This is a genomic window from Streptomyces sp. NPDC021019, assembly GCF_044333295.1.
Taxonomy (GTDB): Bacteria; Actinomycetota; Actinomycetes; order Streptomycetales; family Streptomycetaceae; genus Streptomyces.
In genome coordinates this window covers 286,469-313,427 of record NZ_JBIRQR010000006.1, presented here as the reverse complement: position 1 = coordinate 313,427, position 26,959 = coordinate 286,469, and the positions used below count along the sequence as shown (strand labels likewise).

The 26,959-nt window shown below is 72.7% G+C and carries 21 protein-coding genes; 8 read left to right on the top strand and 13 right to left on the bottom strand.

From position 1 onward, the window contains the following. The first annotated feature begins 158 nt into the window (after window positions 1-158). Window positions 159-1,454: a phosphodiester glycosidase family protein gene (locus ACH4RG_RS28595; RefSeq protein ID WP_398540464.1), complete on the top strand. Its 1,296-nt coding sequence runs from the start codon at window positions 159-161 to the stop codon at window positions 1,452-1,454. Window positions 1,455-1,560: 106 nt separating this feature from the next. On the opposite strand, the gene ACH4RG_RS28590 is transcribed toward ACH4RG_RS28595, so the two are convergent. The 5 genes from ACH4RG_RS28590 to ACH4RG_RS28570 all read right to left on the bottom strand — a co-directional run bounded on the left by ACH4RG_RS28590 (window position 1,561) and on the right by ACH4RG_RS28570 (window position 8,131). Then, window positions 1,561-3,690 carry a 3-hydroxyacyl-CoA dehydrogenase NAD-binding domain-containing protein gene (locus tag ACH4RG_RS28590; protein WP_398540463.1) on the bottom strand — a complete coding sequence of 710 codons (2,130 nt, stop codon included), beginning with the start codon at window positions 3,688-3,690 and terminating at the stop codon, window positions 1,561-1,563. Then, complete coding sequence (locus tag ACH4RG_RS28585) at window positions 3,687-4,913, bottom strand: thiolase family protein (RefSeq protein ID WP_397922016.1); 1,227 nt, start codon at window positions 4,911-4,913, stop codon at window positions 3,687-3,689. The genes ACH4RG_RS28590 and ACH4RG_RS28585 overlap by 4 nt, the downstream gene beginning before the upstream one ends. A 298-nt stretch (window positions 4,914-5,211) precedes the next feature. Further along, entirely contained in the window at window positions 5,212-6,483 is a 1,272-nt protein-coding gene (locus ACH4RG_RS28580) for an HRDC domain-containing protein (protein ID WP_397922018.1), read from the bottom strand. Between the two features lie 114 nt (window positions 6,484-6,597). Continuing rightward, on the bottom strand, window positions 6,598-7,260 hold the full coding sequence (locus ACH4RG_RS28575; RefSeq protein WP_003965521.1) for a response regulator transcription factor: 663 nt from the start codon (window positions 7,258-7,260) through the stop codon (window positions 6,598-6,600). Between the two features lie 211 nt (window positions 7,261-7,471). After that, the gene (locus ACH4RG_RS28570) at window positions 7,472-8,131 is read right to left on the bottom strand and encodes a DUF3000 domain-containing protein (RefSeq protein WP_397930888.1); all 660 of its coding nucleotides are present in this window, start codon (window positions 8,129-8,131) and stop codon (window positions 7,472-7,474) included. A 92-nt stretch (window positions 8,132-8,223) separates the two neighbouring features. On the opposite strand from ACH4RG_RS28570, the gene hemE reads away from it, so the two are divergent. After that, window positions 8,224-9,321 carry a uroporphyrinogen decarboxylase gene (gene hemE, locus ACH4RG_RS28565; RefSeq protein ID WP_398540462.1) on the top strand — a complete coding sequence of 366 codons (1,098 nt, stop codon included), beginning with the start codon at window positions 8,224-8,226 and terminating at the stop codon, window positions 9,319-9,321. 37 nt (window positions 9,322-9,358) lie between these two features. Here hemE and ACH4RG_RS28560 read toward each other — a convergent pair whose 3' ends face one another. Both ACH4RG_RS28560 and ACH4RG_RS28555 read right to left on the bottom strand, forming a co-directional pair. Beyond that, window positions 9,359-10,747 (bottom strand): FAD-dependent oxidoreductase, encoded by a 1,389-nt coding sequence (locus ACH4RG_RS28560; RefSeq protein ID WP_397930891.1) that lies wholly within the window; start codon window positions 10,745-10,747, stop codon window positions 9,359-9,361. Between the two features lie 67 nt (window positions 10,748-10,814). Further along, a complete protein-coding gene (locus tag ACH4RG_RS28555; protein ID WP_397922027.1) occupies window positions 10,815-11,798 on the bottom strand; it encodes a DUF4349 domain-containing protein in 984 nt (327 codons plus the stop codon). A 127-nt stretch (window positions 11,799-11,925) separates the two neighbouring features. Here ACH4RG_RS28555 and hemG point away from each other — a divergent pair, with 127 nt between their 5' ends. Both hemG and hemQ read left to right on the top strand, forming a co-directional pair. After that, complete coding sequence (gene hemG / locus ACH4RG_RS28550) at window positions 11,926-13,413, top strand: protoporphyrinogen oxidase (protein ID WP_398540461.1); 1,488 nt, start codon at window positions 11,926-11,928, stop codon at window positions 13,411-13,413. A 4-nt stretch (window positions 13,414-13,417) separates the two neighbouring features. Beyond that, window positions 13,418-14,146 (top strand): hydrogen peroxide-dependent heme synthase, encoded by a 729-nt coding sequence (gene hemQ / locus ACH4RG_RS28545; protein WP_026290345.1) that lies wholly within the window; start codon window positions 13,418-13,420, stop codon window positions 14,144-14,146. A gap of 159 nt (window positions 14,147-14,305) precedes the next feature. On the opposite strand, the gene ACH4RG_RS28540 is transcribed toward hemQ, so the two are convergent. From ACH4RG_RS28540 to ACH4RG_RS28525, 4 genes are all read right to left on the bottom strand, one after another. Then, entirely contained in the window at window positions 14,306-15,868 is a 1,563-nt protein-coding gene (locus ACH4RG_RS28540; protein WP_397930899.1) for an alpha/beta hydrolase, read from the bottom strand. A 129-nt stretch (window positions 15,869-15,997) separates the two neighbouring features. Beyond that, window positions 15,998-17,068, bottom strand: coding sequence for a TIGR04222 domain-containing membrane protein (locus ACH4RG_RS28535; protein WP_397922033.1), 1,071 nt, complete (start codon window positions 17,066-17,068; stop codon window positions 15,998-16,000). Next, on the bottom strand, window positions 17,065-18,381 hold the full coding sequence (locus ACH4RG_RS28530; RefSeq protein WP_398540460.1) for a DUF692 domain-containing protein: 1,317 nt from the start codon (window positions 18,379-18,381) through the stop codon (window positions 17,065-17,067). Before ACH4RG_RS28530 ends, ACH4RG_RS28535 begins: the two co-directional genes overlap by 4 nt. A 197-nt stretch (window positions 18,382-18,578) precedes the next feature. Then, complete coding sequence (locus ACH4RG_RS28525) at window positions 18,579-19,307, bottom strand: peptidyl-tRNA hydrolase (RefSeq protein WP_398540459.1); 729 nt, start codon at window positions 19,305-19,307, stop codon at window positions 18,579-18,581. 71 nt (window positions 19,308-19,378) lie between these two features. Here ACH4RG_RS28525 and ACH4RG_RS28520 point away from each other — a divergent pair, with 71 nt between their 5' ends. From ACH4RG_RS28520 to ACH4RG_RS28505, 4 genes are read left to right on the top strand one after another with little or no spacing between them, the layout of a single operon-like run. Next, window positions 19,379-20,053 (top strand): AIM24 family protein, encoded by a 675-nt coding sequence (locus tag ACH4RG_RS28520; RefSeq protein WP_397922039.1) that lies wholly within the window; start codon window positions 19,379-19,381, stop codon window positions 20,051-20,053. Window positions 20,054-20,055: 2 nt separating this feature from the next. Beyond that, window positions 20,056-21,009, top strand: a complete 954-nt coding sequence (locus ACH4RG_RS28515; RefSeq protein ID WP_398162831.1) for an ATP-binding cassette domain-containing protein — start codon at window positions 20,056-20,058, stop codon at window positions 21,007-21,009. Continuing rightward, window positions 21,006-21,674, top strand: a complete 669-nt coding sequence (locus tag ACH4RG_RS28510; RefSeq protein WP_397922043.1) for an ABC transporter — start codon at window positions 21,006-21,008, stop codon at window positions 21,672-21,674. Before ACH4RG_RS28515 ends, ACH4RG_RS28510 begins: the two co-directional genes overlap by 4 nt. Before the next feature lie 8 nt (window positions 21,675-21,682). Continuing rightward, complete coding sequence (locus ACH4RG_RS28505) at window positions 21,683-21,886, top strand: hypothetical protein (protein ID WP_397930907.1); 204 nt, start codon at window positions 21,683-21,685, stop codon at window positions 21,884-21,886. A 260-nt stretch (window positions 21,887-22,146) separates the two neighbouring features. Here ACH4RG_RS28505 and ACH4RG_RS28500 read toward each other — a convergent pair whose 3' ends face one another. After that, window positions 22,147-23,925 carry a ThuA domain-containing protein gene (locus ACH4RG_RS28500; RefSeq protein WP_398540458.1) on the bottom strand — a complete coding sequence of 593 codons (1,779 nt, stop codon included), beginning with the start codon at window positions 23,923-23,925 and terminating at the stop codon, window positions 22,147-22,149. After that, window positions 23,922-26,759, bottom strand: a complete 2,838-nt coding sequence (locus tag ACH4RG_RS28495; protein WP_398540457.1) for a PQQ-dependent sugar dehydrogenase — start codon at window positions 26,757-26,759, stop codon at window positions 23,922-23,924. Before ACH4RG_RS28495 ends, ACH4RG_RS28500 begins: the two co-directional genes overlap by 4 nt. Between the last annotated feature and the right edge of the window lie 200 nt (window positions 26,760-26,959).

Below are 26,959 nucleotides of genomic sequence, written 5' to 3'. Positions count from 1 at the left end.
AGTCGAGTCGGATATGTTTCCCGCGCTGTTCTGCGGGCATCCGGCGCTGATAGTGTCCACGCGGTCGAGGGGCGTTTGTGATGGGTGATTCCTCCACACCGGCGCACCCTTTCCCCGGGCGGGTCGGACGGTGGGCGGAGAAGGGGCGACAGAGGGGCATGAGCGGACGATGGCGGGTCCGTGCGGCGGCGCTGGCCCTCGCACCGCTGCTGCTGGCCGCCTGCAGCGCCGATGCGCCACCCGAGAGCCCCCGGAAATCCGGGCCGCCGGCTCCCGGGCCCGCCCCGACCGCTCAACGCCTGCCCGACGGGGTGACGTTCACGCGCACGACCCGGAGGCTCGACGACGGCGCCCCGCTGCGCCTCAGCGTCCTGACGGTGGCCCGCAACGCCCCCGTGCGCATCCGCGCCGAGCACGGCGACGGCGTCGTGCAGGTCGACACCGTGGGCGCGCTGGCCCGCAGGGCGGGCGCCGTCGCAGCGGTCAACGGCACCTTCTTCGACGCCGACGCCCCGCGCGACACCGGCGATCCGCTGGGCCTCTACGTCGCCGAGGGCATCCTGTTGAGCGAGGCGGCCAACGGCCGCACCGCGCTGGTCCTCCCGGCCCGCGGCAAGCCCGCCCGCATCACCGAACTGAGCTCCGTGGGCCGAGTCACCACGGCCCATGGCGTGAGCCGGCTGGTGGACGGAACCAACCGGGCGCCCGGCCGGATCGTCGGCTGCGGAGGTACCGGCGGCGACCGACTCGGCGGCATCGGACCGCCGGTCACGGCTCCACGCCCCGGGCGGGTGTGCACGGACCCGGACGAACTCGTCGAGTTCACCGCGCAATGGGGAGCGTCCACGCCCGTCGGCGTCCGGGGAAGCGTCGAGGCCCTCCTCGACGCCCGCTCCACCGTGATCGGTCTGCGCAGCCCTGCGGGCGGCCCCCTGCCCCAGGACGGCCGGAGCCTCGTCGGTACCGGCTCCGCGGCCCACTGGCTCCGGGAGAACGCCCGGACCGGGCATGACCTCACGGTGTCCGCCACGGTGAGGGACCGGGAGGGGCGGGCCGTGCCCATCGAGGGCACCTCCGTACTCGGCGCGGGCCCAGCCCTCGTCCGCTCCGGCCGCATCATGATCAACGCCGCCGCCAACGGTGTCTCTGCCGGGGCGTCCGGCACGCGTGCCCCGCGCACCGTCGCCGGTATCCGTGCCGACGGCACTCTGCTCCTGGCCGTCTTCGACGGACGCAGGCCGGGTGTCAGCGAAGGAGCGACGTTGGCAGAGGCAGCGAGGGAGCTTCTCGCACTGGGTGCGGTCGAGGCCATGAACCTGGACGGTGGCGGCTCCAGCACGATGGTGGTGCGGGACCGGGTGCGGAGCAGCCCGTCGGACCCGGGCCGCACGGACGAGGACCGGCAGCGCGAGGTCTCGAACGCGATCGTCGTCGTGCCGGAAGCGCACCGCTGAGCGGTCTGTCCCGCCCGGGAAGAGTGATCCGCGCGGAATCCCCCACACCGGACGGGCCGTACGGGATCGATCCCGTACGGCCCGTCCAGGTGAGTGGCGCGGCGTGCTAGGCCGGCACGCTCGCCACGCCCCGCGCCAGGAACGGCTTGCCGTTCACTCGCTGGGAGACGCCCTCACGGTCCAGGTACGGCGTGATGCCGCCCAGGTGGAAGGGCCAGCCCGCGCCGGTGATCAGGCACAGGTCGATGTCCTGGGCCTCGGCGACGACGCCCTCGTCCAGCATCAGGCCGATCTCCTGCGCCACCGCGTCGAGCACGCGGTCGCGGGTCTGCTCCTCGGTGAGGACGGTGTCGCCCTGCTTGAGGAGCGCCGCGACCTCGGGGTCGAGGACCGGAGCGCCGGAATCGTAGACGTAGAAACCGCGCTTGCCGGCCTTCACGACCGCCGCGAGGTTCTGCGAGACCGTGAAGCGCTCCGGGAAGGCGCGGTTCAGGGTCTCGGAGACGTGCAGACCGATGGCCGGGCCCACCAGCTCCAGGAGCACCAGCGGGGACATCGGCAGGCCGAGCGGCTCGACGGCCTTCTCCGCGACCTCGACCGGGGTGCCCTCGTCGATGACGTTCTGGATCTCGCCCATGAAGCGGGTGAGGATGCGGTTGACGACGAACGCCGGGGCGTCCTTCACCAGGACCGCGGTCTTCTTCAGCTTGCGGGCCACGCCGAACGCCGTCGCCAGCGAGGCGTCGTCCGTCCGCTCGCCGCGGACGATCTCCAGCAGCGGGAGGATCGCGACCGGGTTGAAGAAGTGGAAGCCGACGACCCGCTCCGGGTTCTTCAGCTTCGACGCCATCTCGGTCACCGACAGCGAGGAGGTGTTGGTGGCGAGGATCGCGTGCGCCGGAGCGACCGCCTCGACCTCCGCGAACACCTGCTGCTTGACGCCGATCTCCTCGAAGACGGCCTCGATGATGAAGTCCGCGTCCGCGAAGCCCTCGGCCTTGTCGAGGACACCGGAGACCAGGCCCTTGAGGCGGTTGGCCTTGTCCTGGTTGATACGGCCCTTGCCGAGCAGCTTCTCGATCTCGGCGTGGACGTAGCCCACACCCTTGTCGACACGCGTCTGGTCGATGTCCGTGAGGACGACCGGGACCTCCAGGCGGCGCAGGAACAGCAGCGCCAGCTGCGAGGCCATCAGGCCCGCGCCGACGACGCCGACCTTGGTGACCGGGCGGGCCAGGTTCTTGTCCGGGGCGCCGGCCGGGCGCTTGGCGCGCTTCTGGACCAGGTTGAAGGCGTAGATGCCGCTGCGCAGCTCGCCGCCCATGATCAGGTCGGCCAGCGCCTGGTCCTCGGCGTCGAAGCCGGCGGACAGGTCGCCGTCCTTCGCCGCGGCGATGATGTCCAGCGCGCGGTACGCGGCCGGGGCCGCACCGTGCACCTTGGAGTCGGCGATGGCCCGGCCGCGGGCGACAGCCGCGTCCCAGGCCTCGCCGCGGTCGACCTCGGCGCGCTCGACCGCGACCGTGCCCTTGAGCACGTTCGCGGTCCAGATCAGCGACTGCTCCAGGAAGTCCGCACCCTCGAACAGCGCGTCCGCGATGCCGAGTTCGAAGACCTGCTTGCCCTTGAGCTGACGGTTCTGGTTCAGCGAGTTCTCGATGATCACCGAGACCGCGCGGTCCGCGCCGATCAGGTTCGGCAGGAGCGCGCAGCCGCCCCAGCCCGGGACCAGACCGAGGAAGACCTCGGGCAGCGAGAACGCCGGGAGCGCCTTGGAGACGGTGCGGTAGGTGCAGTGCAGACCGACCTCGACACCGCCGCCCATGGCCGCGCCGTTGTAGTACGCGAAGGTGGGGACCGCGAGGCCGGCCAGGCGGCGGAAGACGTCGTGGCCGCCCTTGCCGATGGCCAGCGCGTCCTCGTGGCGGCCGAGCAGCTCGACGCCCTTGAGGTCGGCGCCGACGGCGAAGATGAACGGCTTGCCGGTGATGCCGACACCGGTGATGGTGCCCTCGGACGCCTCCTTCTCGACCCGGTCGATCGCGGCGTTCAGGTTCGCCAGCGACTGCGGTCCGAAGGTGGTCGGCTTGGTGTGGTCCAGGCCGTTGTCCAGCGTGATGAGCGCGAAGTTGCCCGCGCCGGCAGGAAGGTCCAGGTGGCGTACGTGCGCCTGGGTGACGACCTCGCCGGGGAACAGCTCGGCCGCACCCTTCAGAAGCTCAGTGGTGGAGCTCACTTGTTGCCTCCGTCAGCGTTGAAGTGCGGGTTCTCCCAGACGACCGTGGCGCCCATGCCGAAGCCGACGCACATGGTCGTCAGGCCGTAGCGGACCTCGGGCTGCTCCTCGAACTGCCGGGCCAGCTGCGTCATGAGCCGGACACCGGAGGAGGCCAGCGGGTGGCCGTAGGCGATCGCGCCGCCGTACTGGTTGACGCGGGCGTCGTCGTCGGCGATGCCGTAGTGCTCCAGGAAGGCGAGCACCTGCACGGCGAACGCCTCGTTGATCTCGAAGAGACCGATGTCGGAGATGGAGAGACCGGCCTGGGCCAGTGCCTTCTCGGTCGCCGGGATCGGACCGTAGCCCATGACCTCCGGCTCGACGCCCGCGAAGGCGTAGGAGACGAGGCGCATCCTGACCGGGAGGCCCAGCTCGTTGGCGACGTCCTCGGCGGCGAGCAGCGAGGCGGTGGCGCCGTCGTTGAGGCCCGCGGCGTTGCCGGCCGTCACGCGGCCGTGGGCGCGGAAGGGGGTCTTCAGACCGGCCAGCGACTCCATGGTGGTGCCCGGGCGCATCGGCTCGTCGGCGGTGACCAGGCCCCAGCCCGTCTCACCGGCATCGGCGTTCGTGCGGCGCACCGCGACCGGCACCAGGTCCTGCTGGATCTTGCCGTTGGCGTACGCTTTGGCGGCCTTCTCCTGCGAGCGCACCGCGTACGCGTCGGCGCGGTCCTTGGTGATCGTGGGGTAGCGGTCGTGCAGGTTCTCCGCCGTCATGCCCATGAACAGGGCGGACTCGTCGACCAGCTTCTCCGACACGAAGCGCGGGTTCGGGTCGACGCCCTCGCCCATCGGGTGGCGGCCCATGTGCTCGACGCCACCGGCCACGACGACGTCGTACGCGCCGAAGGCGATGGAACCGGCCGTCGAGGTGACGGCGGTCAGGGCGCCCGCGCACATGCGGTCGATCGAGTAGCCCGGGACGGACTGCGGCAGACCGGCCAGGATTCCGGCGGTACGGCCCAGCGTGAGGCCCTGGTCCCCGATCTGCGTGGTCGCGGCGATGGCGACCTCGTCGATCTTCTTGGGGTCCAGGTCCGGGTTGCGGCGCAGCAGCTCCCGGATGGCCTTCACGACGAGGTCGTCGGCGCGGGTCTCGTGGTAGATGCCCTTGGGGCCCGCTTTGCCGAACGGGGTGCGGACGCCGTCGACGAAGACGACGTCCCGGATGGTACGAGGCACGGTGGCTCTCCTCCAGGGTGCGGGATGGCACTGCTGCGGGGCACGCCACGGGGGCGCGCCGCCTGCCCTCATGCTACTTGCGGGTAACCAGACTGCCCACCCCTCACGGCCGGAGCGTCGAAGGTCACACCGTCCCGGCGCCCGGTACGGGCCGTCCCAGCTGCCGCGCGGTGGGAGAAAGGGCTCTGAACCTGGCGCGATTTCGACCATCGGTTCGGTCCGTGCGCAGGTCCGGGGAAGCGGAACACCCCCGGTCGGTGACCGGGGGTGTTCGCTGCGTCACGGGAGCGGCGGTGTGTCAGGAGGCGTCCAGCGCCCGCACCAGGAGCGGGGCGACCTGCTGGATCTGCCAGTTCCGCGCCCCGTACCCGGCGAGGGTGTCCTCGACGGCGCCCGGGGTCGGGTTCTTCGGCGGCTCCCAGCAGACCCGGCGCACGGTGTCCGGGGTGATCAGGTTCTCCTGCGGCATGTGGAGGCGCTCGGCCAGTTCGGAGACGGCGGTGCGGGCGGCCGAGAGCCGGGCGGCGGCGGCCGGGTCCTTGTCGGCCCAGGAGCGCGGGGGAGGCGGTCCGGCCGGCTGCTGACCGGGCTGCGGCAACGCGGTCTCGGGCAGCGCCTTGGCCCGGTCCACGGCGGCCTGCCACTGCTCCAGCTGACGGCGTCCCATGCGGTGGCCGAATCCCGGCAGCGCGGTCAGGGCCTGCACGTCGGTCGGCAGCGCGAGCGCGGCCTCGATGATCGCGGCGTCGCCGAGCACCTTGCCCGGGGAGACGTCGCGGCGCTGGGCGACCTGGTCGCGGGTGGTCCACAGCTCCCGGACGACGGCCATCTGACGGCGGCGGCGCACCTTGTGCATGCCCGACGTGCGGCGCCAGGGGTCCTGGCGGGGCGGCGCGGGCGGGGCGGAGGCGATCGCGTCGAACTCCTCCCGGGCCCACTCCAGTTTGCCCTGCCGCTCCAACTCCTCCTCCAGCGCGTCGCGCAGGTCGATCAGGAGCTCCACGTCGAGCGCGGCGTAGCGCAGCCAGGGCTCGGGCAGCGGGCGGGTGGACCAGTCGACCGCGGAGTGGCCCTTCTCCAGGGCGTAACCGAGGACGTTCTCCACCATCGCGCCGAGGCCGACGCGCGGGAACCCCGCGAGCCGTCCGGCCAGCTCGGTGTCGAACAGCGAGGTGGGGGTCATGCCTATGTCCCGCAGGCACGGCAGGTCCTGGGTCGCCGCGTGCAGGATCCACTCGGTGCCGGACAGCGCGGAGCCGAGGCCGGAGAGGTCGGGGCAGCCCACCGGGTCGACGAGGGCGCTGCCCGCGCCCTCGCGGCGCAGCTGTACGAGGTAGGCGCGCTGGCCGTAGCGATATCCCGAGGCGCGCTCGGCGTCGACGGCCACCGGGCCGGTGCCCGCGGCGAAGGCCGCGATCACCCCGGCGAGGGCGTCGTCGGACGTCACCACCGGGGGAATGCCCTCGCGAGGTTCGAGCAAGGGGATCGGCGCCGGGGCGACGTCGTCCGGGGGAGCGCCCCCGGTGGTTCGCAGTGAAGTGTCTGCTGCGGTCTCTTGGGCGTCGGTCACGTGTCAAGGGTATCTGTGTATGCGCGGAGCCCGTCGACGGAACGTTCCGTCGACGGGCGGCCATGCGCGTATTCCAGCCGGTGGCGCATCGGTGCACGTCCCGGCGGGGTGCGGTCAGTGGATGATGCCCGTCCGCAGGGCGACCGCGACCATTCCGGCACGGTCTCCGGTGCCGAGCTTGCGGGCGATGCGGGCGAGGTGGGACTTGACGGTCAGGGCGGAGAGGCCCATCGAGACTCCGATGGCCTTGTTGGACTGGCCTTCGGCGACCAGGCGGAGCACCTCCACCTCGCGTCCGGACAGTTCGCGGTAGCCGCCCGGGTGGCTCGGGGAACCGGGAGGCCTGCGGTGCATACGGGCCGCGTTGGCGCCGATGGGGGCGACGCCGGGGCGGGTGGGGTGGCCGATGTTGGTTCGGGTGCCGGTGACGACGTAGCCCTTCACGCCGCCCGCGAGGGCGTTGCGAACGGCGCCGATGTCGTCGGCGGCGGAGAGGGCGAGACCGTTGGGCCAGCCTGCGGCGCGGGTCTCGGACAGCAGGGTCAGCCCGGAACCGTCGGGCAGGTGGACGTCGGCAATGCAGATGTCGCGCGGGTTGCCGACGCGGGGGCGTGCCTCCGCGATGGACGACGCTTCGATGACGTCACGTACTCCGAGGGCCCACAGATGGCGGGTGACGGTGGAACGGACGCGCGGGTCGGCCACGACGACCATGGCCGTCGGCTTGTTCGGGCGGTAGGCGACCAGGCTTGCGGGCTGCTCAAGGAGAACGGACACCAGGCCTCCTGGGGGAGTGGCGGGACGGGCCGGCTCGGGGGGTGAAACCGGGGGCGAACCGTGCTTGAAGGGTCATTGACCTCTTCGGCAGCGGACCCGTCCTCCTTTAGGGGAAGATCGCTATTTGGTGAGTAACAATTCGGGCAAATAGGACGCGCGATCGATTGTACGAAAAGAGAGTCGGTGCTTGTGCGAAACGGGTGACGGAGTGTTACGAAACCTGCGGTCCGCGCCGCTGCGGCAACGTCACCACCGCCGCGTCCGCCGGATCCGACGGCGGCAGTCCCGCGATCTGGCACAGCAGATCACCCCAGGCCATCAGGTGCGACGCCGTGTCCGGCACACCGCCGCGCGACTCCCTCGGCGTCCACGAGGCCCGGATCTCGATCTGCGTCGCCGGCCGGCGCGTGGACAGCGCACCGAAGTAGTGCGATCCGGCGCGCGTCACCGTCCCCCCGGCCTCTCCGTACGACAGGCCGCGCGCGTCCAGCGCGCCCGTCAGCCAGGACCAGCACACCTCAGGGAGCAGCGGATCCGCCGCCATCTCCGGCTCCAGCTCCGCCCGGACCAGCGTCACCAGCCGGAACGCGCCCTGCCAGGCGTCGTGCCCCGCCGGATCGTGCAGCAGGACCAGCCTGCCGTCCGCGAGATCGTCCTCGCCGTCCACCACCGCCGCCTCCATGGCGTACGCGTGCGGGGCGAGCCGCTGGGGCGGCCTGGTCACCTCCACCTCCAGCTCCGGGCGGAGCCGCGCGGAGCGCAGCGCGTCGACCGCCGCCAGGAACGCGGGCGGCACGGGAGGTCCCTCCGCGCGGTCCTTGCTTTCAACGCCGTCGGAATGATCGGAAAATTGTCCCTGAGCCGGAGCCATGCGGGGAAGAGTAGGCGGAAGCCGGGCCCCGCGCAGGGAGAGACACCCGTGCGGGGCCGGGCTCCTTCGGCGCGCGTGCGAAGATTCTGTGCGTGAGTGCCAACGACAGCCCTTCGGGCCAGCAGACGACGACCTCCGCCAGCCTCGACGCGGTCCGCCACGCCACCCACGACTCGGCGTTCCTCCGGGCCTGCCGCCGCGAACCCGTCCCGCACACGCCGGTCTGGTTCATGCGCCAGGCGGGGCGTTCGCTGCCCGAGTACCTGAAGGTCCGCGAGGGCATCGCGATGCTCGACTCCTGCATGATGCCGGAGCTGGTCGCCGAGATCACCCTCCAGCCCGTACGCCGCCACAAGGTCGACGCCGCGATCTACTTCAGCGACATCGTCGTGCCCCTGAAGGCCATCGGCATCGACCTCGACATCAAGCCCGGCGTCGGCCCCGTCATCGCCGAACCGATCCGCACCCGCGCCGACCTGGCCCGGCTGCGCGACCTCACCCCCGAGGACGTCCCGTACGTCACCGAGGCCATCGGGATGCTCACCGCCGAGCTGGGCGCCACCCCGCTCATCGGCTTCGCCGGGGCCCCGTTCACGCTGGCCAGCTACCTCGTCGAGGGCGGCCCCTCGCGCAACCACGAGCGCACCAAGGCCATGATGTACGGCGACCCGCAGCTCTGGGCCGACCTCGTCGACCGGCTCGCCGAGATCACCGGCGCCTTCCTCAAGGTGCAGATCGAGGCCGGCGCCTCCGCCGTCCAGCTCTTCGACTCCTGGGTCGGCGCGCTGGCCCCCGCCGACTACCGCCGCGCGGTGCTGCCCGCCTCCGCGAAGGTCTTCGACGCCGTCGCCCCCTACGGCGTCCCCCGCATCCACTTCGGCGTCGGCACCGGCGAGCTGCTCGGCCTGATGGGCGAGGCCGGCGCGGACGTAGTCGGCGTCGACTGGCGGGTCCCGCTCGACGAGGCCGCCCGCCGCGTCGGCCCCGGCAAGGCGCTCCAGGGCAACCTCGACCCGGCGGTGCTGTTCGCGCCCACCCCGGCCGTCGAGGAGAAGACCCGCGAGGTGCTGGACGCCGCCGCCGGCCTTGAGGGCCACATCTTCAACCTGGGCCACGGCGTCATGCCGAACATGGACCCGGACGCGCTCACCCGCCTCGTGGGCCACGTCCACGAGCAGACCGCGCGCTGAGCGAACGGTCCCGGGGCCCGCGCCCCGGGACCCGCCGTCAGCTCCCCGCGCCCCGCACCGCCGTCACCGTCTTGCGGGCGGCCACCAGCACCGGGTCCCAGACCGGCGAGAACGGCGGGGCGTAGCCGAGGTCGAGCGCCGTCATCTGCTCCACCGTCATCCCGGCCGTCAGCGCCACCGCCGCCACGTCGACCCGCTTCGCCGACCCCTCACGGCCGACGATCTGCACCCCGAGCAGCCGTCCCGTACGGCGCTCCGCGATCATCTTCACCGTCATCGGCCTCGCCCCCGGGTAGTAGCCCGCCCGCTGCGTCGACTCGATGGTCGCCGTGACGTAGCGCAGCCCGACCGCGCGGGCGTCCTTCTCCCGCAGCCCGGTCCGGGCGATCTCCAGGTCGCAGACCTTGCTCACCGCCGTACCGACCACGCCCGGGAACGTGCCGTAGCCGCCCCCGACGTTGGAACCGATCACCTGGCCGTGCTTGTTGGCGTGCGTGCCCAGCGCGATGTGCCGGGTCCGGCCCGCCACCAGGTCCAGGACCTCAACGCAGTCGCCGCCCGCCCAGACGTTCTCGTGGCCCACCACCCGCATCGACAGATCCGTGAGCAGCCCGCCGTGCGGGCCGACCGGCAGCCCGGCCCCGCGCGCCAGCGCCGTCTCCGGCTCCACGCCGATGCCGAGGACCACGATGTCCGCCGGGTATCTCCCCGCGTCCGTCTCCACCTCACGCACCCGGCCGTCCGGACCGGTGAGGATCCCGGTCACGGCGGCCCCGTTGACCGTGGTGATGCCCAGTCCGTCCATCGCGTCGTGGACGAGCCGCCCCATGTCCGGGTCGAGCGTCGCCATCGGCTGCTCGCCCCGGTTGAGGACGGTCACCTCGAAGCCCCGCTTGAGCATCGCCTCGGCCATCTCGACGCCGATGTACCCCGCGCCCACCACGACCGCCCGGCGGCTCTCCCGCGCACCCAGCGCGTCCAGTGAGTCCAGGAGCGCCTGCCCGTCGTCCAGGGTCTGCACCCCGTGCACCCCCGGCGCGTCCATACCGGGCAGTGCCGGGCGCACCGGACGCGCCCCGGTGGCGATCACCAGCTTGTCGTAGCCCGTCCAGTACGTCTCCCCGCTCTCCCGGTCCAGTGCCTTCACCCGTCGGCCGGGCACGTCGAGTTCCGTCACCTCGGTCCGCATCCGCAGATCGATGTCCCGCTCCCGGTGCTCCTTCGGGGTGCGGGCGATCAGGTCGTCGCGCGCCTCGACGTCACCGCTCACCCAGTACGGGATGCCGCACGCGGAGTACGAGGTGAAGTGGCCGCGCTCGAAGGCCACGATCTCCAGCGCGTCCGCCCCCTTCAGCCTGCGGGCCTGTGACGCGGCGGACATGCCCGCCGCGTCACCGCCGATGACCACCAGTCGCTCCGCTGCCATGCCGGGTCCCCTTTCGCCGATGCGCCGATCAGGCGCGTCACCACGTCGGAGCCCCACGCTACGGCGGTCAGGGGGCCGGAGCGCCCTCCGGCTCCGGCCGGGGCGCCGCCGGGGCCCTGCGGGCCGCCCGCCGGGCCCGCAGCACCCGCCGGACCACCAGCGCCAGGGCCCCGGTGAGCAGGAACGGGAACGCGGCCCCGAACGCCACCGCGATCCACCGCAGGACCGTCACGAACGCGTCCCAGCCGCCGCCCAACGCGTCCAGGAACCCGGTGTCCTCCTCCCGCCCGTCGTCGCCCGGGGCGTCCGGCGGCGTCAGGTCCAGGGTGATCGTCGCCAGCGAGGTGCGGTCCTTCAGGCCCGACTGCTGGGCCAGCAGCGACTCCAGGTCGGACTGACGGCTGCTCAGCTCGCCCTCCAGGGCGACCACATCGCTGATCTTCTCCGCCCGGTCCATCAGCTCCCGCACCCGCGCCACACTCGCGCGCTGCGTGGCGATCCGGCTGTCCACGTCGACCACCTGGTCGGTGACGTCCTTCGCGTTCGAGGTGCGCGACAGCAGCTTCCCGGAACCGGACAGTTCCCGCAGCACCTCCTGGTACCGGTCCTGCGGCACCCGCAGCACCAGGTGCGAGGTCTCGCGGGCGTCGTCGAGCCGCTCGGTCTCCTCCGCCGCGACGAGGCCCCCCGCGCCCTCGGCCGCGCCGCGCGCGGCGGCGACCGCCCTCGCCACGTTCTTCACCTCGACGGAGAGCGTGGCCGTACGGACGACGTGGGTGGCCGCCGCCCCCGGCTTCGGCGCCGCCTTCGACCCGGACGGTTTCCCGTCCGCCCGCTCCCCGGCCGCCGACGCGGCCCCGTCGGCGTCCGAGCCGGCCCCCGCCCGCTCCCCGGACGGCGCGTACTTGCTGTCCGCCGCCTTCTCGCCGCTGCCCGACGCGTCGCCCGACGCCCCGCAGCCGCCGACGGCGAGCAGGAGGCCGAGCACCCCGGCCACGAGCGCCGCGCGCCCACGGGCCGGGGATCGATCGGCTCTGCTGTTCCACTCCATAACGGGTCCCCCCAGGACGGTGGTTGATGGTGCCGGTTCGACGCGGCCGCCCCGGGGCCGGTTGCCGGTGGGGCGGTTTCGAAGTGGTCACGGTCAGGACGCGGTACGGGTTTGAGAGAGTGGACCCATGCAGCGTTCTCAACAGCGTGCGGAAACGCCCCCGGGCCACGTCGTCGTCGTCGGCGGCGGCATCGCCGGCCTGACGGCCGCCCACCACCTGGTCTCCACCGGACTGCGGGTCACCCTCCTGGAGGCGACGGACCGGCTCGGCGGGAAACTCATGACCGGCGAGGTCGCGGGCGTCCAGGTCGACCTGGGGGCCGAGTCCATGCTCGCCCGGCGGCCCGAGGCGGTCGCCCTGGCCCGCGAGGTGGGCCTCGCCGGCCGCCTCCAGCCGCCCGCCACCGCCACCGCCTCGCTGTGGACGCGCGACGCGCTGCGCCCCATGCCCCAGGGGCACGTCATGGGCGTCCCCGGCGACCCGGCGGTGCTCGGCGAGGTGCTGTCCCCCGAGGGTCTGGCACGGATCGCCGAGGAGCGCGACCTGACCCCGACCCCCGTCGGCGACGACGTCGCGGTCGGCGCGTACGTCGCCGACCGGCTCGGCCGCGAGGTCGTGGACCGGCTGGTGGAACCCCTCCTCGGCGGGGTGTACGCCGGTGACGCCTACCGGATCTCGATGCGCGCCGCCGTCCCCCAGCTCTTCGAGGCGGTGAAGGAGGGCGGGCCGCTGCTGGAGGGCGTCCGCCGCATCCAGGAGCGGGCCGCCGCCCGGCAGCGGACCGGACCCGTCTTCCAGGGCATCGAGGGCGGCATCGGCACCCTGCCGGCCGGCGTCGCCGACGCCGTACGGGCCGGTGGCGGCGAGATCCTCGACCGGACCCCCGTCCTCGGCCTGACCCGTACGGAATCGGGCTGGGCCGTCCGCACCGACACCCGGACGATCGCCGCCGACGGCATCGTCCTGGCCACCCCCGCCTGGTCCGCCGGCACGCTGCTGGCCGCCGAGTCCCCGGCCGCGTCCGCCGAGCTGTCCGGCGTCGAGTACGCCTCGATGGCCCTGGTCACCCTGGCGTTCCGGCGGGCCGACATCGAGCGGTACGAAGCCCTGCGCGGGCGCTCCGGATTCCTCGTACCGCCGGTCGACGGCCACACGATCAAGGCGTCCACCTTCTCCAGCAACAAATGGCAGTGGGTCGCGGACAGCGCCCCGCACCTGTTCGTGCTCCGTACCTCCGTCGGCCGGTACGGCGAGGAGGACCATCTGCACCGCGAGGACGAGGAGCTCGTCGCCGTCTCCCTGCGTGACCTCGCCGCCGCCACCGGACTCACCGCCCGCCCCGTGGACACCGAGGTCACCCGGTGGATCGGCGGCCTGCCGCAGTACCCGGTCGGCCACCTCGCCCGGGTCGCCCGGATCCGCGACGAGGTCGCCAAGCTTCCCGCCCTGCGGGTCTGCGGGGCGGTCTACGACGGGGTCGGCATCCCCGCCTGCGTCGCGAGCGCGCGCCGGGCGGCCGACGAGATCGCGGGGGAGATCGCGGGCGGGACGACGGGAGAGATCATCGCCACGTCGACCCTGGTTCGGGGCACGGGGAGCGAGGCGGGACAATAGCCGTATGAGTGCCCCTGAGACTGTGACATCAAGCAAGAGTCCGAACGCCGGCAAGAAGGCCAAGGACCTCAACGAGGTCATCCGCTACACCCTGTGGTCGGTCTTCAAACTGCGCGACGTGCTCCCGCTGGACCGCGCGGGATACGCCGACGAGGTCCAGGAGCTGTTCGACCAGCTCGCGGCCAAGGACATCACCGTCCGCGGCACCTATGACGTGTCCGGGCTGCGGGCCGACGCCGACCTCATGATCTGGTGGCACGCCGAGACCTCGGACGAGCTCCAGGAGGCGTACAACCTCTTCAGGCGCACCAAGCTCGGCCGCGCCCTCGACCCGGTCTGGTCGAACATGGCGCTGCACCGCCCGGCCGAGTTCAACAAGTCCCACGTTCCGGCGTTCCTCGCCGACGAGACGCCGCGCGACTACATCAGCGTCTACCCCTTCGTCCGGTCCTACGACTGGTACCTGCTGCCCGACGAGGACCGCCGCCGCATGCTCGCGGACCACGGCAAGATGGCCCGGGGCTACCCGGACGTCCGCGCCAACACCGTCGCCTCGTTCTCGCTGGGCGACTACGAGTGGGTCCTCGCCTTCGAGGCGGACGAGCTGTACCGCATCGTCGACCTGATGCGTCACCTGCGCGCCTCCGAGGCACGTCTCCACGTGCGCGAGGAGGTCCCGTTCTACACGGGCCGCAGGAAGAGCGTCGCAGACCTGGTGGCCGGGCTCGCATAACCAGCGAGTCCCGCACCACCCCAACCCGGAAGATCAGAAGGGCGGGCACCGGGCACCGATCGTGCCGTCCGCTCCTCCAGCGACACCGGGTTCGGCTTCGGGGGCCGTCGTACCGTCATGGTGCGGCGGCCCCCGCTCCGTACCGCCCCCGCCGGAGGGTCAGTCAAGCGACACCGGGTTCGGCTCCGGGTGCGCGGCGCAGTCCGCACCCCGCCCCGGCACCTCACCGGTCAGCAGATACCGGCGCAGGTGGTCGTCGACGCAGGTGTTCCCGGCCCCGCCGATGCCGTGCGTCCCGGCGTCCCGCTCGGTCACCAACGACGACCCGGGCAGCCGCTTCCGCAGCTCCAGCGCCCCCTTGTACGGGGTCGCCGCGTCCCGCTCCGCCGCCAGGATCAGCACCGGCGGCAGCTCGCCCCACCGCGTCCCGACCTCCAGCGGCCGCTGCCGGGGCGCGGGCCAGAAGGCGCACGGCAGGTTCGCGAAGGCGTTGTCCCAGGTCTCGAACGGTGCGACGCGCGCCAGCTCCGTGTGATCGCGGTCCCACACCGCGAAGTCCTCGGGCCACGGCGCGTCGTTGCACTCGACGGCCGTGTACACCGCCTGCGCGTTCTCGTTGTCCGCGGCCGCCACCGCACGCGGGGAGGCCTGCGCGACCAGCGGCTCCGGGTTGCCCCGGACGTACTCGGAGAGCGCCGTCGCCCGCATCGCCCAGTAGTCGTCGTAGTAACCGGCCCCCAGGAAAGCCGAGTGCAGTTGCCCCGGCCCGACCTTCCCGCCCGCGGGCTTCTCCGCCAGCTCGGCGCGCACCTCGTCGTAGTGCCGCTGTACCGACGCGGGCGTGTCCCCCAGGTGGTAGACGGCGTCGTGCTTGGCCACCCAGCGGCGGAAGTCCTCCCACCGTTTTTCGAAGGCCAGGGACTGGCCCATGTTCGAGCGGTACCAGATCTGCTCCGGGTCCGGATCGACCACCGAGTCGAAGACCATGCGCCGTACGTGGGAGGGGAACAGCGTCGCGTACAGCGCGCCGAAGTACGTCCCGTAGGACGCCCCCATGAACGTCAGACGTGGCTCGCCGAGAGCGGCCCGCAGGACGTCCAGGTCACGGGCGTTGTTCAGCGACGTGTAGTGCCGCAGCGTCTCGCCCGCGTGGCTCGCGCAGCCCTGTGCGTACGCCTTCGCCCGGGCGACGCGCCGCTCCTTGTACTCCCGCGTCGGGTGGGTCGGCGCGTCGGTCGGGCCCTTCGTGTACGCCGCCGGGTCCTGGCAGGTCAGCGGGGCGGAGGAGCCGTTCACCCCGCGCGGGGCGTAGCCGACCAGGTCGTACGCCTCGGCGATCTCCTTCCACTCCGGCAGCTCCCCGGCCATCGGGAAGGTGATGCTGGAGGCGCCGGGCCCGCCCGGGTTGTAGACGAACGCGCCCTGCCTGCTCGCGGCCGGGCCCGTGGCACCGGTGCGGCTGACGGTCAACTCGAGCTGTTTCCCGTCCGGTTCGGCGTAGTCGAGGGGCACTCTCACCGTGCCGCACTTCAGGGAGTCCGGGAGCATCTCCTTCTCCGGGCAGGAGACGAAATCGATCCCGGCGGCCGTGGCGCGGGCGGCGGCGATCGCGGTACCCCGGGCCTCGGCGGAGCCCCGGCCCTCCCGGGCCCCGGCGGGAGCGACGGCCAGGGCGGACAGGACCAGGGAGCCGATCGATGTGTACAGCGCAGCAGTTCTCACGCGCGGTGCCTCTCTGCGGATGCGGAGAGGAATGGTCGGGCGGGCGGGACGGTGAAGTCCAGCACCGCCCGAGCATGTCCGGAACCATGACTCCGATGGGCGGTCAGCTTCCGTGTCACGGGGCGCGGTTCAGGAACCGCCGCCCCCGCCGCAGCTCGACCCGCCCGAGCTGCCGCCGCAACTGGAACCTCCCGAGCTGGAGCCCCCGCAGCTCGATCCGCTGCCGCCCCCGCACCCGGATCCCGAGGAACATCCGGAGCCACCCCCGCCGCAGCTCGATCCGGAGCCACCCCCGCTGGAACCTCCGCAGCTGGAGCCGCCGGGACTGGAGGCGGCGCACCAGACCGTCGCCACCGCGAAGGCCGACGCTCCCGCCGTACTCCCCGCGTACCCGGGCCGCCCGCTCCCCGCGAGGCCGGGACGCGACCGCCTCGCCGACGCGGTCAGGCGGCTCGCCGCGATCAGTTGCTCCCAGAGCGCCCGGTCCGGGAGCGCGCGCAGCCCCCGTGTGGCGACCAGGTGGGCCGGGGTCTCCGGGTGGACCCGGGCCGCCCGGCATGCCTGGGCGGCCCGGCGGCCCGCTCGGGTGATCCGCTTGGCCGCGGCCGAGGCGATGACGAGCCCGCTGATCCCGCCGAGCAGGATCGCGGGCAGCACCTTCAGGACGAACGGGACCGGCATGCTCAGGCTCACGTCCGTCGTCACGTACTGGAGGACGGTGAGGACGATCGACAGCGGGAGCGCGACGAAGCAGCTCACTCCCTGGACCAGTCCCCAGCGTCGTACGGGGCGGCCCTCGCCGGGCGGAACCAGCAGGCCCCGCTGCGCCAGCCCGTCGCCGATCTCCTGCACGGCCGGGTGGCGCATCACCGCGTCCCGCACCAGGTGCAGGGCGCCGCTCGGAGCGGTGGACAGCTCCTGGAACACCGCGCGTTCCACCGGGTCGTTCGCCTGCGCATAACGTACGGAGATGATGCCGGGACCGCCGATGAGCACCCGGCCGTCCGTGTGCAGGGCGGTGAGCGCGGTGTCCGCGACCCCGGCCGGACCGCCGGTCAGGAAGGCCGCCTCGTAGACGTCGTGGACGGCGGGGAAACGGCCGGCCGACGGGATGCGGGACCGGGAGACGGCCGATTTCGTGATGAGGAGCACGGTGGAGACGACGACCGCGAAGGTCACCAGCAGCGCGAGCACGTTCACGGCGTTCCCTTCCTCACGAGGGCGGCACGGGCCGCCCGGACCAGACGGGTGGCACGACGCGGCGGCCGGGCGCCCGACCGGTCCTGCCACCAGTACGTCAGCCGGCGCCGCGTCACCGGATCGGCGGGACCGCCCGCGATGAGTACGTGCTCCGCGAAGTCCAGGGCGTCGCGCCGGTACCCGCCGGACATCGGGCGGCCCCCGGCGTACCCGAGGAACGCGGCGCGATAGCCGTCGCCGAGGATCTCCGGCAGCTCCGGCGCGACCTTCGCGACGACGTCCGCGCGCTTGGCGGCCAGCGCCCGGCTCTGCACCCGCAGCCGCCGGTGGTCGAAGCCCTCGGGGGCCGGGGTGCCCGCCACCAGCGCGGAGAGCAGCGCGGCCTGAGCGACGGCGGTACGGTCGCGGGTCCCGGCCGGCACGGGGGCGGCGGGCACACGGTCGGCGTCATGGGCCTCGCCGCGAGGTGTGGGACGCGGTGCCGCCGGGGGTGCCGCCTGCCGCAACGTCGCCCGGATCGCGTCCAGCTCGCCCGCCAGCTCCGCGGCCGGCGGGAAGGCGTCGTCGCGCTCCAGCAGCACGCCCGGCGGGTCGACCCGGGAACGGAGCTCGGCCAGCACCTGAAGGACCGGAGCGGTCACCGGGTGCGCGTGCGTGTCGTGCCAGACGCCGTTCCTCTCGATCCCGCCCGCCACATGGACGTACGCGATGGCCTCCACCGGCAGCTCGTCCAGCGCCTTCGCCGGATCCTGGCCGAGGTTGACGTGATTGGTGTGCAGGTTGGCCACGTCGATCAGCAGCCGCACCCCGGTCCGCTCGACCAGCTCCGCCAGGAACTGCCCCTCGGTCAGCTCCTCGCCCGGCCAGGTGATCAGCGCCGCGATGTTCTCCAGGGCGAGCGGCACCGGCAGCGAGTCCTGCGCGATCCGTACGTTCTCGCACAGCACGTCCAGCGCGTCCCAGGTGCGCGGCACCGGCAGCAGATGCCCCGCCTCCAGCCTCGGTGACGCGGTCAGCGGCCCCCCGGCCCGTACGAACGCGATGTGCTCGGTCACCAGAGGCGTCCCCAGCAGCTCGGCGCGCGCCGCGAGGGAGGCGAGGCGCGCGGGGTCCGGGCGCTCGGCGCCACCGAGCCCGAGCGCCACCCCGTGCGGTACGACCCGCACGCCCCGTTCCCGGAGCCGTACGAGGGAGTCCGGGAGATGGCCGTCGCAGAGGTTCTCCGCGACGGCCTCGACCCAGTCGATCCCCGCCAGCGCCTCCACCTCGTCCGCGATCTCCGGCCGCCAGCCGATGCCGATGCCCAGTTCCATGGCGTTCCCCCGTCCCCGTGCCGCACACCTCGTTCTGTTCAGGGGTCATGGCCCCGTCAGGCAGCGATGAACCCGACCAGGGGGACGTTCAGAGCTGGATCTGAGGTTCCCGGACCGCCGCCCCCGTCAGGGCCACCGGCCTCATCGTGGGCGGCACCGGGAGATTCGGCGGCGGACGGAGAAGGAACGAGAAACGCTCAGCGGCGCAGCGCCGGGTGGTCGGCGACCACCGTGCAGGAGCCCGGGGCGATCTCGGTGAACCCCGCGTCGCGCACCACCGGCAGCCCGTTCACCGTCAGCTCCCGCCAGCGCTCCGCACCGGGGGTCGCGACGGAGAGCGGGAAACCGGCCTCGCGCCACGCCTTGCGCTCGGTGTCGGACAGCTCCCACCAGGCGAGCTGCGCCCCGTGTCCCGCCTGCGCCATCGTCTTGCCCGCCGACATGTCCAGCTCCGGGTTGAGCCACAGCACCGGGCCGGAGAGATCGGGCGCGGCGGGCGGCTCGGGGTCCTCCAGATCGGTGCCCGACACCTGGAGCTTGGCCAGCTCCTTGGGCCAGCCGTCCAGCGGGATCGGCGGGAACACCCGTACCTCCGCGCCGTTCTCACCCGTCACCGTGATGCCGTCCAGCGCCGCGGCCTTGCGCCACTCCGCGCCGCGCGCCCGGCGCACGACCTTGCGGATCCGGGCGTCCTGCCAGTCCCGCATCGCCTCGGACCACTCGCCGTCGCCCAGGGACCGCTCGTCGGAGAGGATCGTCAGCACCGCACGGGCGGCGCTCCGCAGCGCGTCGGTGCGGGCGGGCGGATCCGTCTTCTCCAGGTGGAGCACGAGCGGCAGCACGAACTGCCGCGCCTGGTCACGGTCGGCGGGACCGTCGCGGAACGGGCTCTCGGGGGCGGGGGCGGGGGTGTCATCGCTGGTCACCGTCCCAGTCTGCCAGGCCGGACCCGTCACCTGCTTGGCGGAACGACCGGGTCCGGGTGAGGATGCTCCGCATGAAGAGCGATCTCTTTTCCAGCGACCACCTGGCCCAGCCGGCCACCGCCCCCGGCATGACCCTGCAGAACACCAAATCGATCAAGTACGCCGTCAACGGGGAGATGCACGCCCGGCAGGGCTCGATGATCGCCTTCCGCGGCAACCTCCAGTTCGAGCGCAAGGGCCAGGGAATCGGCGGCATGCTCAAGCGCGCGGTGACGGGCGAGGGCCTGGCGCTCATGGCCGTCCGGGGTCAGGGCGAGGCGTGGTTCGCGCACGAGGCGGCGAACTGTTTCATCGTCGAGCTGGACCAGGGCGACTCCATCACCATCAACGGCCGCAACGTCCTCTGTTTCGACCCCACGCTCTCCTACGAGATCAAGACCGTGAAGGGTGCCGGCATGGTCGGCGGCGGCCTCTTCAACAGCGTGTTCACGGGCTACGGCAAGCTCGGCCTCATGTGTGAGGGCACCCCGATCGTGATCCCCGTGACCGGCGCCCAGCCGGTGTACGTGGACACGGACGCGGTCGTCGGCTGGAGCCAGCAGCTCACGACCAGCCTGAACCGCTCGCAGAGCGTCGGCTCGATGGTGCGCGGCGGATCCGGCGAGGCCGTCCAGCTGATGCTTCAGGGCGAGGGCTTCGTCATCGTGCGGCCGAGCGAGGCCAGGCCGGAGAAGACCTCCAACTGACCGTGGAACTACAGGACGTGGGCCACCGGTACGGCCTCCGCGGCGCCTGGGTGCTGCGCGGGGTGGAGCTCACGCTGCCCGAGCGGACGCTGGTCCGGGTCGAAGGGGGCAACGGCGCGGGGAAGTCGACCCTGCTGCGGCTGCTCGCCGGGGTCGACGCTCCCGCCGAGGGGCGGATCACCGGCCGCCGGACCCGCACGGCGTACGTCCCCGAGCGCTTCCCGGCGGCGCTGCCCCTGACCGCCACCGGCTACCTCGTCCACCTCGGCCGGATCCACGGTTTGCGGAGCGCCCAGGCGAAGCGGCGGGCGGGGGAGTGGCTGACCCGGTTCGGGGCGGCGGACCACGCCCGTACCCCGCTCGCGGCACTCTCCAAGGGCACCAGCCAGAAGGTCGCCGTCGCCCAGGCGCTGCTCGCCGAACCGGATCTGCTGGTCCTGGACGAGGCCTGGACCGGACTCGACACCTCCGCCCGCGCCGAACTGGACCGCGCCGTGGCCGAACGCGTCGCGGCGGGCGCCACCGTCGTCTTCGTCGACCACGACCCGCGACGCCTCGCCGGGGCGGCGGACCTCATCCTGCGGACCGGGGGCGGCGGGGTCCGCCGGGCGCCGGCCCCGACGCCGACGGGCCCGGCCCCCGGCCCCCGCGTCCTGATCGAGGCCGAGGGCCCGCCCGGCGCACCGCTGCCCTCCACGCTGCCGGGAGCCCCGGTCCGGGAGCGCGTGACCGGCGCGGCCCCCGGTCTCGTACGCCTCACCGTTCCCACGCCGTACTCCGACGCGCTCCTGGCGGCCCTGCTCACGGCCCGTCCGCCCTGGCACATCCGCCGGGTCGCCCCGTCCGGGGCCTCCGGCCCGTCCGAGGCACGCGGCCCGGCCGAAGCTGAGGCGTCCGCCCAGATGTCCGTACAGTCCGGAAGCACCGAGGCCCCCGAGGTTTCCGAAGCGCCATGACCGCCCTCCTCCGCTACCAGGCCGCCCTGCTCGCCCGCTCCCAGCGCTGGCTGGCGCCCCTCCTGCTGTACGCGGCCGTCCTCGCCGTCGGCGTGCGGAGCGGGCAGCCCGTGCTGGGCTCGCTCGGCGTCGCGGCCGCCGCCGTGCTGCCCGTCACCGCGTGGACCGTACACCTCTGCGTCGGCCAGGAGCCGCCCGCCGCCCGGGCGGTGGCCTCGGCCGCCACGGGGCCCCGGCGGGTCCACCTGGCCGCGCTGCTCACCGCCGCGGGCTGTGCGGCGGCGCTCGCCGTGGTGACCACCGCCGTGGTGCTGCTCATCAGCGACCCGGTCACCGACGACGGGGCACGCGCCGTCTCCCGGCCCGCCGCCGCGCTCGCCGGACTGCTCGCCGTCCTGTGCTGTGTGCTGCTGGGCGCGACCGTGGGGGCGCTGAGCACCCGTCCGGTGCCGCTCCGCCGGGGCTGGTCCGTCGCGGCGGCCGTGCTCGGTTCGCTCCTCGCCCTCGTGACGGCCGGATCCCCGGCGCGCCTGGCCGTCACCGCCCTGGTCACGGGGTCGCGGACCGGGAAGGTCCAGCCGCCCGTCCTGCCTCTGCTCGGGGCGGTGCTCCTCGCCGCGGCGGTGGCGTTCCTCGTCTGCCGGACCGCCGCCCGGCGCGGGTGAGTAGGCTCGTGGGCGTGGACACCGACGACACGTACTGCGAGACCCCGGAGCCGATCGCACCGGCCCCGCCGGGCGGTGCCGCCGAAGGCTCTCCGTACGCCGAGTGCGTGCTGTGCCGCGAGCCGACCGAGTACCCGGAGTCGACGAAGGGCGCCACGCTGTGCCCGGTCTGCGCCTGGCAGGAGGCGGGCCGCACGGCCTGCTCGGGCTGAGCCTCGGCGGGTCCCGTGCGCGGGCCTGCCGCTCTGTGCGTCAGGAACAGCTCAGCGCACCCCGAGGACCTGCTGTGCTGCTGTGCTGCTGTGCCGCAGGTTGACCGCGGAACGGCGGCGGGGGACTCCGCCCCGACGAGCGCGGGCGAACGGCGGCCGGGCGCTTCGGCGTGGAGCCCGGCCGCCGTTCGCCGGCCCGATCTCGCGTCCGGTTTCGTCGGCGCCGCCCTCAGCGGCGCCGACGAAGTCAAGAGGGTCGCTCAGCCGGGGAGCGCCCACTTCTGGTTGGCACCGGTGTGGCAGCTCCACAGGTGGAGCTCGGTGCCGTCGGCGGAGGACACACCGGCCGCGTCCAGGCACTTGCCCGACTGGGGGTTCCTCAGCGTGCCGTCGACCTGGGGCACCCATTTCTGGGCACCGGTGCTGTTGCAGCCGTAGAGCTGCACCTCGGTGCCGTCGGCCGTGCCGCCGCCGCTGACGTCCATGCACTTGCCCAGGGCGCGCAGTGTGTCGTCCGAGGCGACCGTCCACTTCTGGGCGGCGCTCCGGTTGCACGTCCACAACTGGATCTGCGTGCCGTCGGCGCCCGACCCGTTGGCGACGTCGACGCACTTGCCGCCGATGCCGGTGATGGCGCCCTCCCGTGGGCCGGTCGCTCCGCCGAGCTCCTTGATCCGGATGTTGCGGAAGGACACGTCGTCGCCCTCGCCATGGTTCTGCAGGCCGATGTGCCCCTGCTGGAGGCTGCGGGCGGGGTCGGTGTCGGTGAAGTCGTTGATCTTGCGGCCGTTGAGGAAGAGCTGGAGGCGCTCGCCCTCGACCCGGATCTCGTACGTGTTCCACTCTCCCGGCGGATTCAGGGCCGCGTCGCGGGCGGCGAGGTCGGCGGACTTGTAGCCGTAGACCGAGCCGGTGGTGCGGTCCGGAGCGTCCGTGGCGTCGATCTGGATCTCGTACCCGTTGTCGACGGCCGACCACGGGTCGTCGGAGGCGGGGAAGCCCACGAAGACGCCGGAGTTGTCGTCACCGGCCTGGCGCCAGTCGAGCTTCAGCGAGTAGGACTCGTACTCCTTGGCCTGGTACCAGAACAGGCCGAGGCCGCCCCGGGAGGTCAGGGTGTGGTCGGCGTCGGCGAAGGAGCCCGGACCGGCCTGCTTCCAGCCAGCCGTTCCGGAGGTGCCGAACAGGGTGGTGTAGCCGGTCTCGGGGCGGCAGTCGGCCTCCGTCATCTCAGCCGCCCAGCGGATGCCGCCGAGCAGATGGCGGCGGAAGGCGGGGTCGGTGTAGGAGTCCTCGGTGTGGCCGCCGCCGGTGTAGAAGGCGCGCCCTCCTTCGTACTCCTTGCACCAGGCGATGGGATGGTCGCCGCCCATGGTGCCGCCGCTGTAGGTGGACTCGTCGAGCGAGGCCAGGACGTGGGCCGAACCGCGGGGGTTGGTGCGGTAGTCGTACCACTCGTCGGTCCGCTGCCAGGTGGGGCCGAGGTGCGCGGTGGCGTCGTGAGCGCGGTCCTCCACCTCGACGGTGGCCGGCTGGATATGTGGATGGGACTTGAAGAGAGCGCCGGCCAGGCCGTTGTACCAGGTCCAGTCGTACTCGGTGTCGGCCGCGGCGTGGATGCCGACGTAGCCGCCACCGGCCCCGATGTATCCCTCGAAGGCGGTCTGCTGGGCGGTGTTGAGGACGTCGCCGGTGGTGGAGAGGAAGACGACGGCCTCGTAACCGCTGAGGTTGCCGGGGGTGAAATCGGCGGCGTCCTCGGTGGCGGTGACGGTGAAGTTGTTGGCGGCGCCCAGATCGCGCAAAGCGCTGACGCCTTCGTCGATGGAGGAGTGGCGGAATCCGGCGGTCTTGGAGAAGACCAGCACGTCGTACGCCGGGTCGGCGGCGGCGGCCGCCGCGCGGGCGGGGGTGGCCGCCGCCCGGTCGGGGGTGGTCGGGCCCGGTTCGGAGGCTGTGGAGACCGCCGTGGGCAGGGCTGCGGCGCCGAGCAGGCCGCAGGCGGCCCAGCAGGCGAGACGGGTGAGTCGTCGGCTCATGACAGGGTCCACTTCTGGTTGGCGCCGGTGTGGCAGGTCCACAGGTGCAGCTTGGTACCGTCCGCCGAGGAGGCCCCCGAGGCGTCCAGGCACTTGCCGGACGTCGGGTTCTTCAACGTTCCGTCGGCCTGAGCCACCCACTTCTGGGCACCCGTACCGTTGCACCCGTACAGCTGGATCCTGGTGCCGTCGGCCGTGCCCGCGCCGCTGATGTCCAGGCACTTGCCGAGCGCCCGCAACGTGTCGTCCGTGCCGGGCGTCCATTTCTGGGCGGCGCTCCGGTTGCACGTCCACAACTGGATCGGTGTCCCGTCGGCGCTCGCTCCGCCGGCGGCCTCCGCGCACTTGCCGCCGATCCCCTTGAGCTCACCGCCGGGCGCGGTGGCCCCGCTGGTGGTGAAGGTGAAGTCGTCGAGGTCGAAGAGGGAGCCGCTGCCGCCCTTGAAGACGAGGTACAGGGTGGTGGTGGAGGCCGGGCGGTCGGTCAGCTCCGCGCTCACGTCCCGGAAGGTGTCCCAGCCTCCGGTGACGGGAACCGCGGCCGAGCCGAGCAGGGTGCCGGCGGGCGATCCGGCCCGTACTTCCAGCGTGCCTCCCGCACCGCCGGAGGAGACCCGGGCGGTCACCTTGGTGGCGTTGCCGAGGATGTACGGGGTGAAGGAGATCCAGTCGTTGTCGTCGATGTAGCCGACGGTCTTGCCGCCGTTGGCCGTTGCCTTGTCGACGATCTGGACGCCGGCTGAGCCGCTGAAGTGCTCGGCCTGACGCTTGCTGCCCTGGCTGATGTTCTGGTCGTGCGTGGTCAGGGCGGGCTGGCCGCCTGCCCCCTTGTCGGTGTACTCGGCGTCCCAGACGCCGAAGATGTTCGCGTTGGGGTCGTGCTCGCCGTCGGCGATGGTCTGTACGGTGCCGGAGCAGCCGGTGGCGGAGGTCTGCGGGTGACCGTGACTGTCGTGGCCGATGATGAAGGTGACCTTCACCTTGGAGCAGTCGATCGTGCCGTCCTCGGGGTCGGTGACGGTGACCGTGAAGGGGACGGCGGCGCCCGGGTCGAGGATGGAGCCGTCGGCGGGCAGGTTGAGGGTGACGGTGGGCGCGGTGTTGCCGACGGTGATGATGACCGAGGCGGTGGCGGTGTTGCCGGTGCCGTCGGAGACGGTCAGTTCGGCGGTGTAGCGGCCGTTGGCGGTGTAGGTGTGTGAGGGGTTCGCGGCCGTGGAGGTGCCCCCGTCACCGAACTTCCAGGTGTAGGTGAGGGGGTCGCCGTCGGGGTCGGAGGTCCCGGCCGAGGAGAACGCCACCGTGAGCGGGGCCTGGCCGGAGGTGCGGTTCGCGGTGGCCTTGGCGAGCGGGGCGCGTCCGTCGGTGACGTACTCGATACGGTAGACCGCGCTGTTGGCGTCTCCGTTGAAGTAGCCGGTGCCGTAGTCGAGGACGTACAACGCGCCGTCCGGGCCGAAGGCCATGTCCATGACCTGGGTGCCCTGCCAGGGGAAGGCGTTGATCGACTGCACGGTGCCGTCGCCGGACTGCTCGATCCGTTTGATCCACTTGCGGCCGAACTCGCCGGCGAAGAAGTCGCCGTCGAAGCTCTGCGGGAACTTGACCGTGGAGGTGGAGGCCGCGTCGTAGCGGTAGACGGGCCCGCCCATCGGTGACTCCGAGCCGCCGCCGAACTCGGGGACGGAACCGCCGTCGTACGGTATCCAGGCGGGCTGGGCCGGGGGGAGGTCGGTCAGGCCGGTGTTGTGAGGCGACGTGTTCTTGGGGGCGGTGCAGGAGAAGGCGGCGCCCGACGTCGAGGTGGCGAAGTTGTAGTCCACGTAGGGGCTGTTGTCGCCGGTGCAGTAGGGCCAGCCGTAGTTGCCGGCCTTGGTGATCCGGTTGAACTCCACCTGCCCGGCGGGTCCGCGTCCCGCGTTCGCCGTGCCCGCGTCGGGGCCGTAGTCGCCGAGGTAGACGGTGCCGGTGGGCTTGTCGACGCTCATCCGGAAGGGGTTGCGGAACCCCATGGCGTAGATCTCCGGTCTGGTCTTCGCGGTTCCGGGCGCGAAGAGGTTGCCGGACGGGATGGTGTAGCTCCCGTCGGCGCCCACCTTGATCCGCAGCACCTTGCCGCGCAGGTCGTTGGTGTTGCCGGAGGAGCGCTGGGCGTCGTACGCGGGGTTGCGGCCGGCGCGCTCGTCGATGGGGGTGTAGCCGTCGGAGGCGAAGGGGTTGCTGTCGTCACCGGTGGAGAGATACAGGTTGCCCTGGGCGTCGAAATCGATGTCGCCGCCGACGTGGCAGCACAGTCCGCGGCTCGCGGGGACGTCGAGAACCTTCTTCTCGCTGGCGATGTCGAGTGAGCCGTCGGCTCCGAGGACGAAACGCGACAGCCGGTTGACGCCGTCGAAGGGGGCGAAGTCCGCCGCGGACCCGTTCGCGGGCGCGTCGCCGGGAGGAGTCGCCAACTTCGGCGCGTAGTAGAGGTAGATGAAGCGGTTCGTGGTGAAGCCCGGGTCCACGCCGATGCCTTGCAGGCCCTCTTCGTCGTGCGCGTAGACGTCCAGCTTTCCGGCGACCTTGGTGGTGCCTGCCGCGTCGGTGAGGCGGAGGGTGCCGTCCCGCGACGTGTGCAGCACGGACCTGTCGGGCAGGACGGCGAGCGTCATGGGCTCACCGGTCTCCGCCACCCCCTTGGCGAGGGTGACTTGTTGGAACTCGTCGGCCGCGGCGGCCACCGCGCGTGCGGGTGTCGCGTCGGCGGGTCTCTGCTGGGCGGTGAGAGCGCCCGCGGCGGCGAGCAAGGCGCAGGCCAGCGCCGCGAGTGGTCGAGTGAGTCTCCTGTGCACGCGCATCCTCCGTGTGGTGACGGGATGGGGGTCTGGAGCACAGGCGCACGCCATCGCGCCGAGGGGCTTGGGGGACCCCGGAGGGAGGGCGTTTCGCCCTTGTCGTTCGGGTGTCGTTCGGTACAGGGCAGGAAGCTATTCGCTTTTTCACGTACCAGAAACCCCTTTGACGCAGATGGCCGTAACTTTTTCCAGCAGAG

What these genes read in the sequence shown, in the direction of transcription:
- ACH4RG_RS28555 (WP_397922027.1), bottom strand. Translation starts at nt 11,798, where the DNA reads ATGGAGTGGAACAGCAGAGCCGATCGATCCCCGGCCCGTGGGCGCGCG.
- ACH4RG_RS28595 (WP_398540464.1), top strand. Translation starts at nt 159, where the DNA reads ATGAGCGGACGATGGCGGGTCCGTGCGGCGGCGCTGGCCCTCGCACCG.
- hemQ (WP_026290345.1), top strand. Translation starts at nt 13,418, where the DNA reads ATGAGTGCCCCTGAGACTGTGACATCAAGCAAGAGTCCGAACGCCGGC.
- ACH4RG_RS28510 (WP_397922043.1), top strand. Translation starts at nt 21,006, where the DNA reads ATGACCGCCCTCCTCCGCTACCAGGCCGCCCTGCTCGCCCGCTCCCAG.
- ACH4RG_RS28500 (WP_398540458.1), bottom strand. Translation starts at nt 23,925, where the DNA reads ATGAGCCGACGACTCACCCGTCTCGCCTGCTGGGCCGCCTGCGGCCTG.
- ACH4RG_RS28520 (WP_397922039.1), top strand. Translation starts at nt 19,379, where the DNA reads ATGAAGAGCGATCTCTTTTCCAGCGACCACCTGGCCCAGCCGGCCACC.
- ACH4RG_RS28560 (WP_397930891.1), bottom strand. Translation starts at nt 10,747, where the DNA reads ATGGCAGCGGAGCGACTGGTGGTCATCGGCGGTGACGCGGCGGGCATG.
- ACH4RG_RS28530 (WP_398540460.1), bottom strand. Translation starts at nt 18,381, where the DNA reads ATGGAACTGGGCATCGGCATCGGCTGGCGGCCGGAGATCGCGGACGAG.
- ACH4RG_RS28570 (WP_397930888.1), bottom strand. Translation starts at nt 8,131, where the DNA reads ATGGCTCCGGCTCAGGGACAATTTTCCGATCATTCCGACGGCGTTGAA.
- hemG (WP_398540461.1), top strand. Translation starts at nt 11,926, where the DNA reads ATGCAGCGTTCTCAACAGCGTGCGGAAACGCCCCCGGGCCACGTCGTC.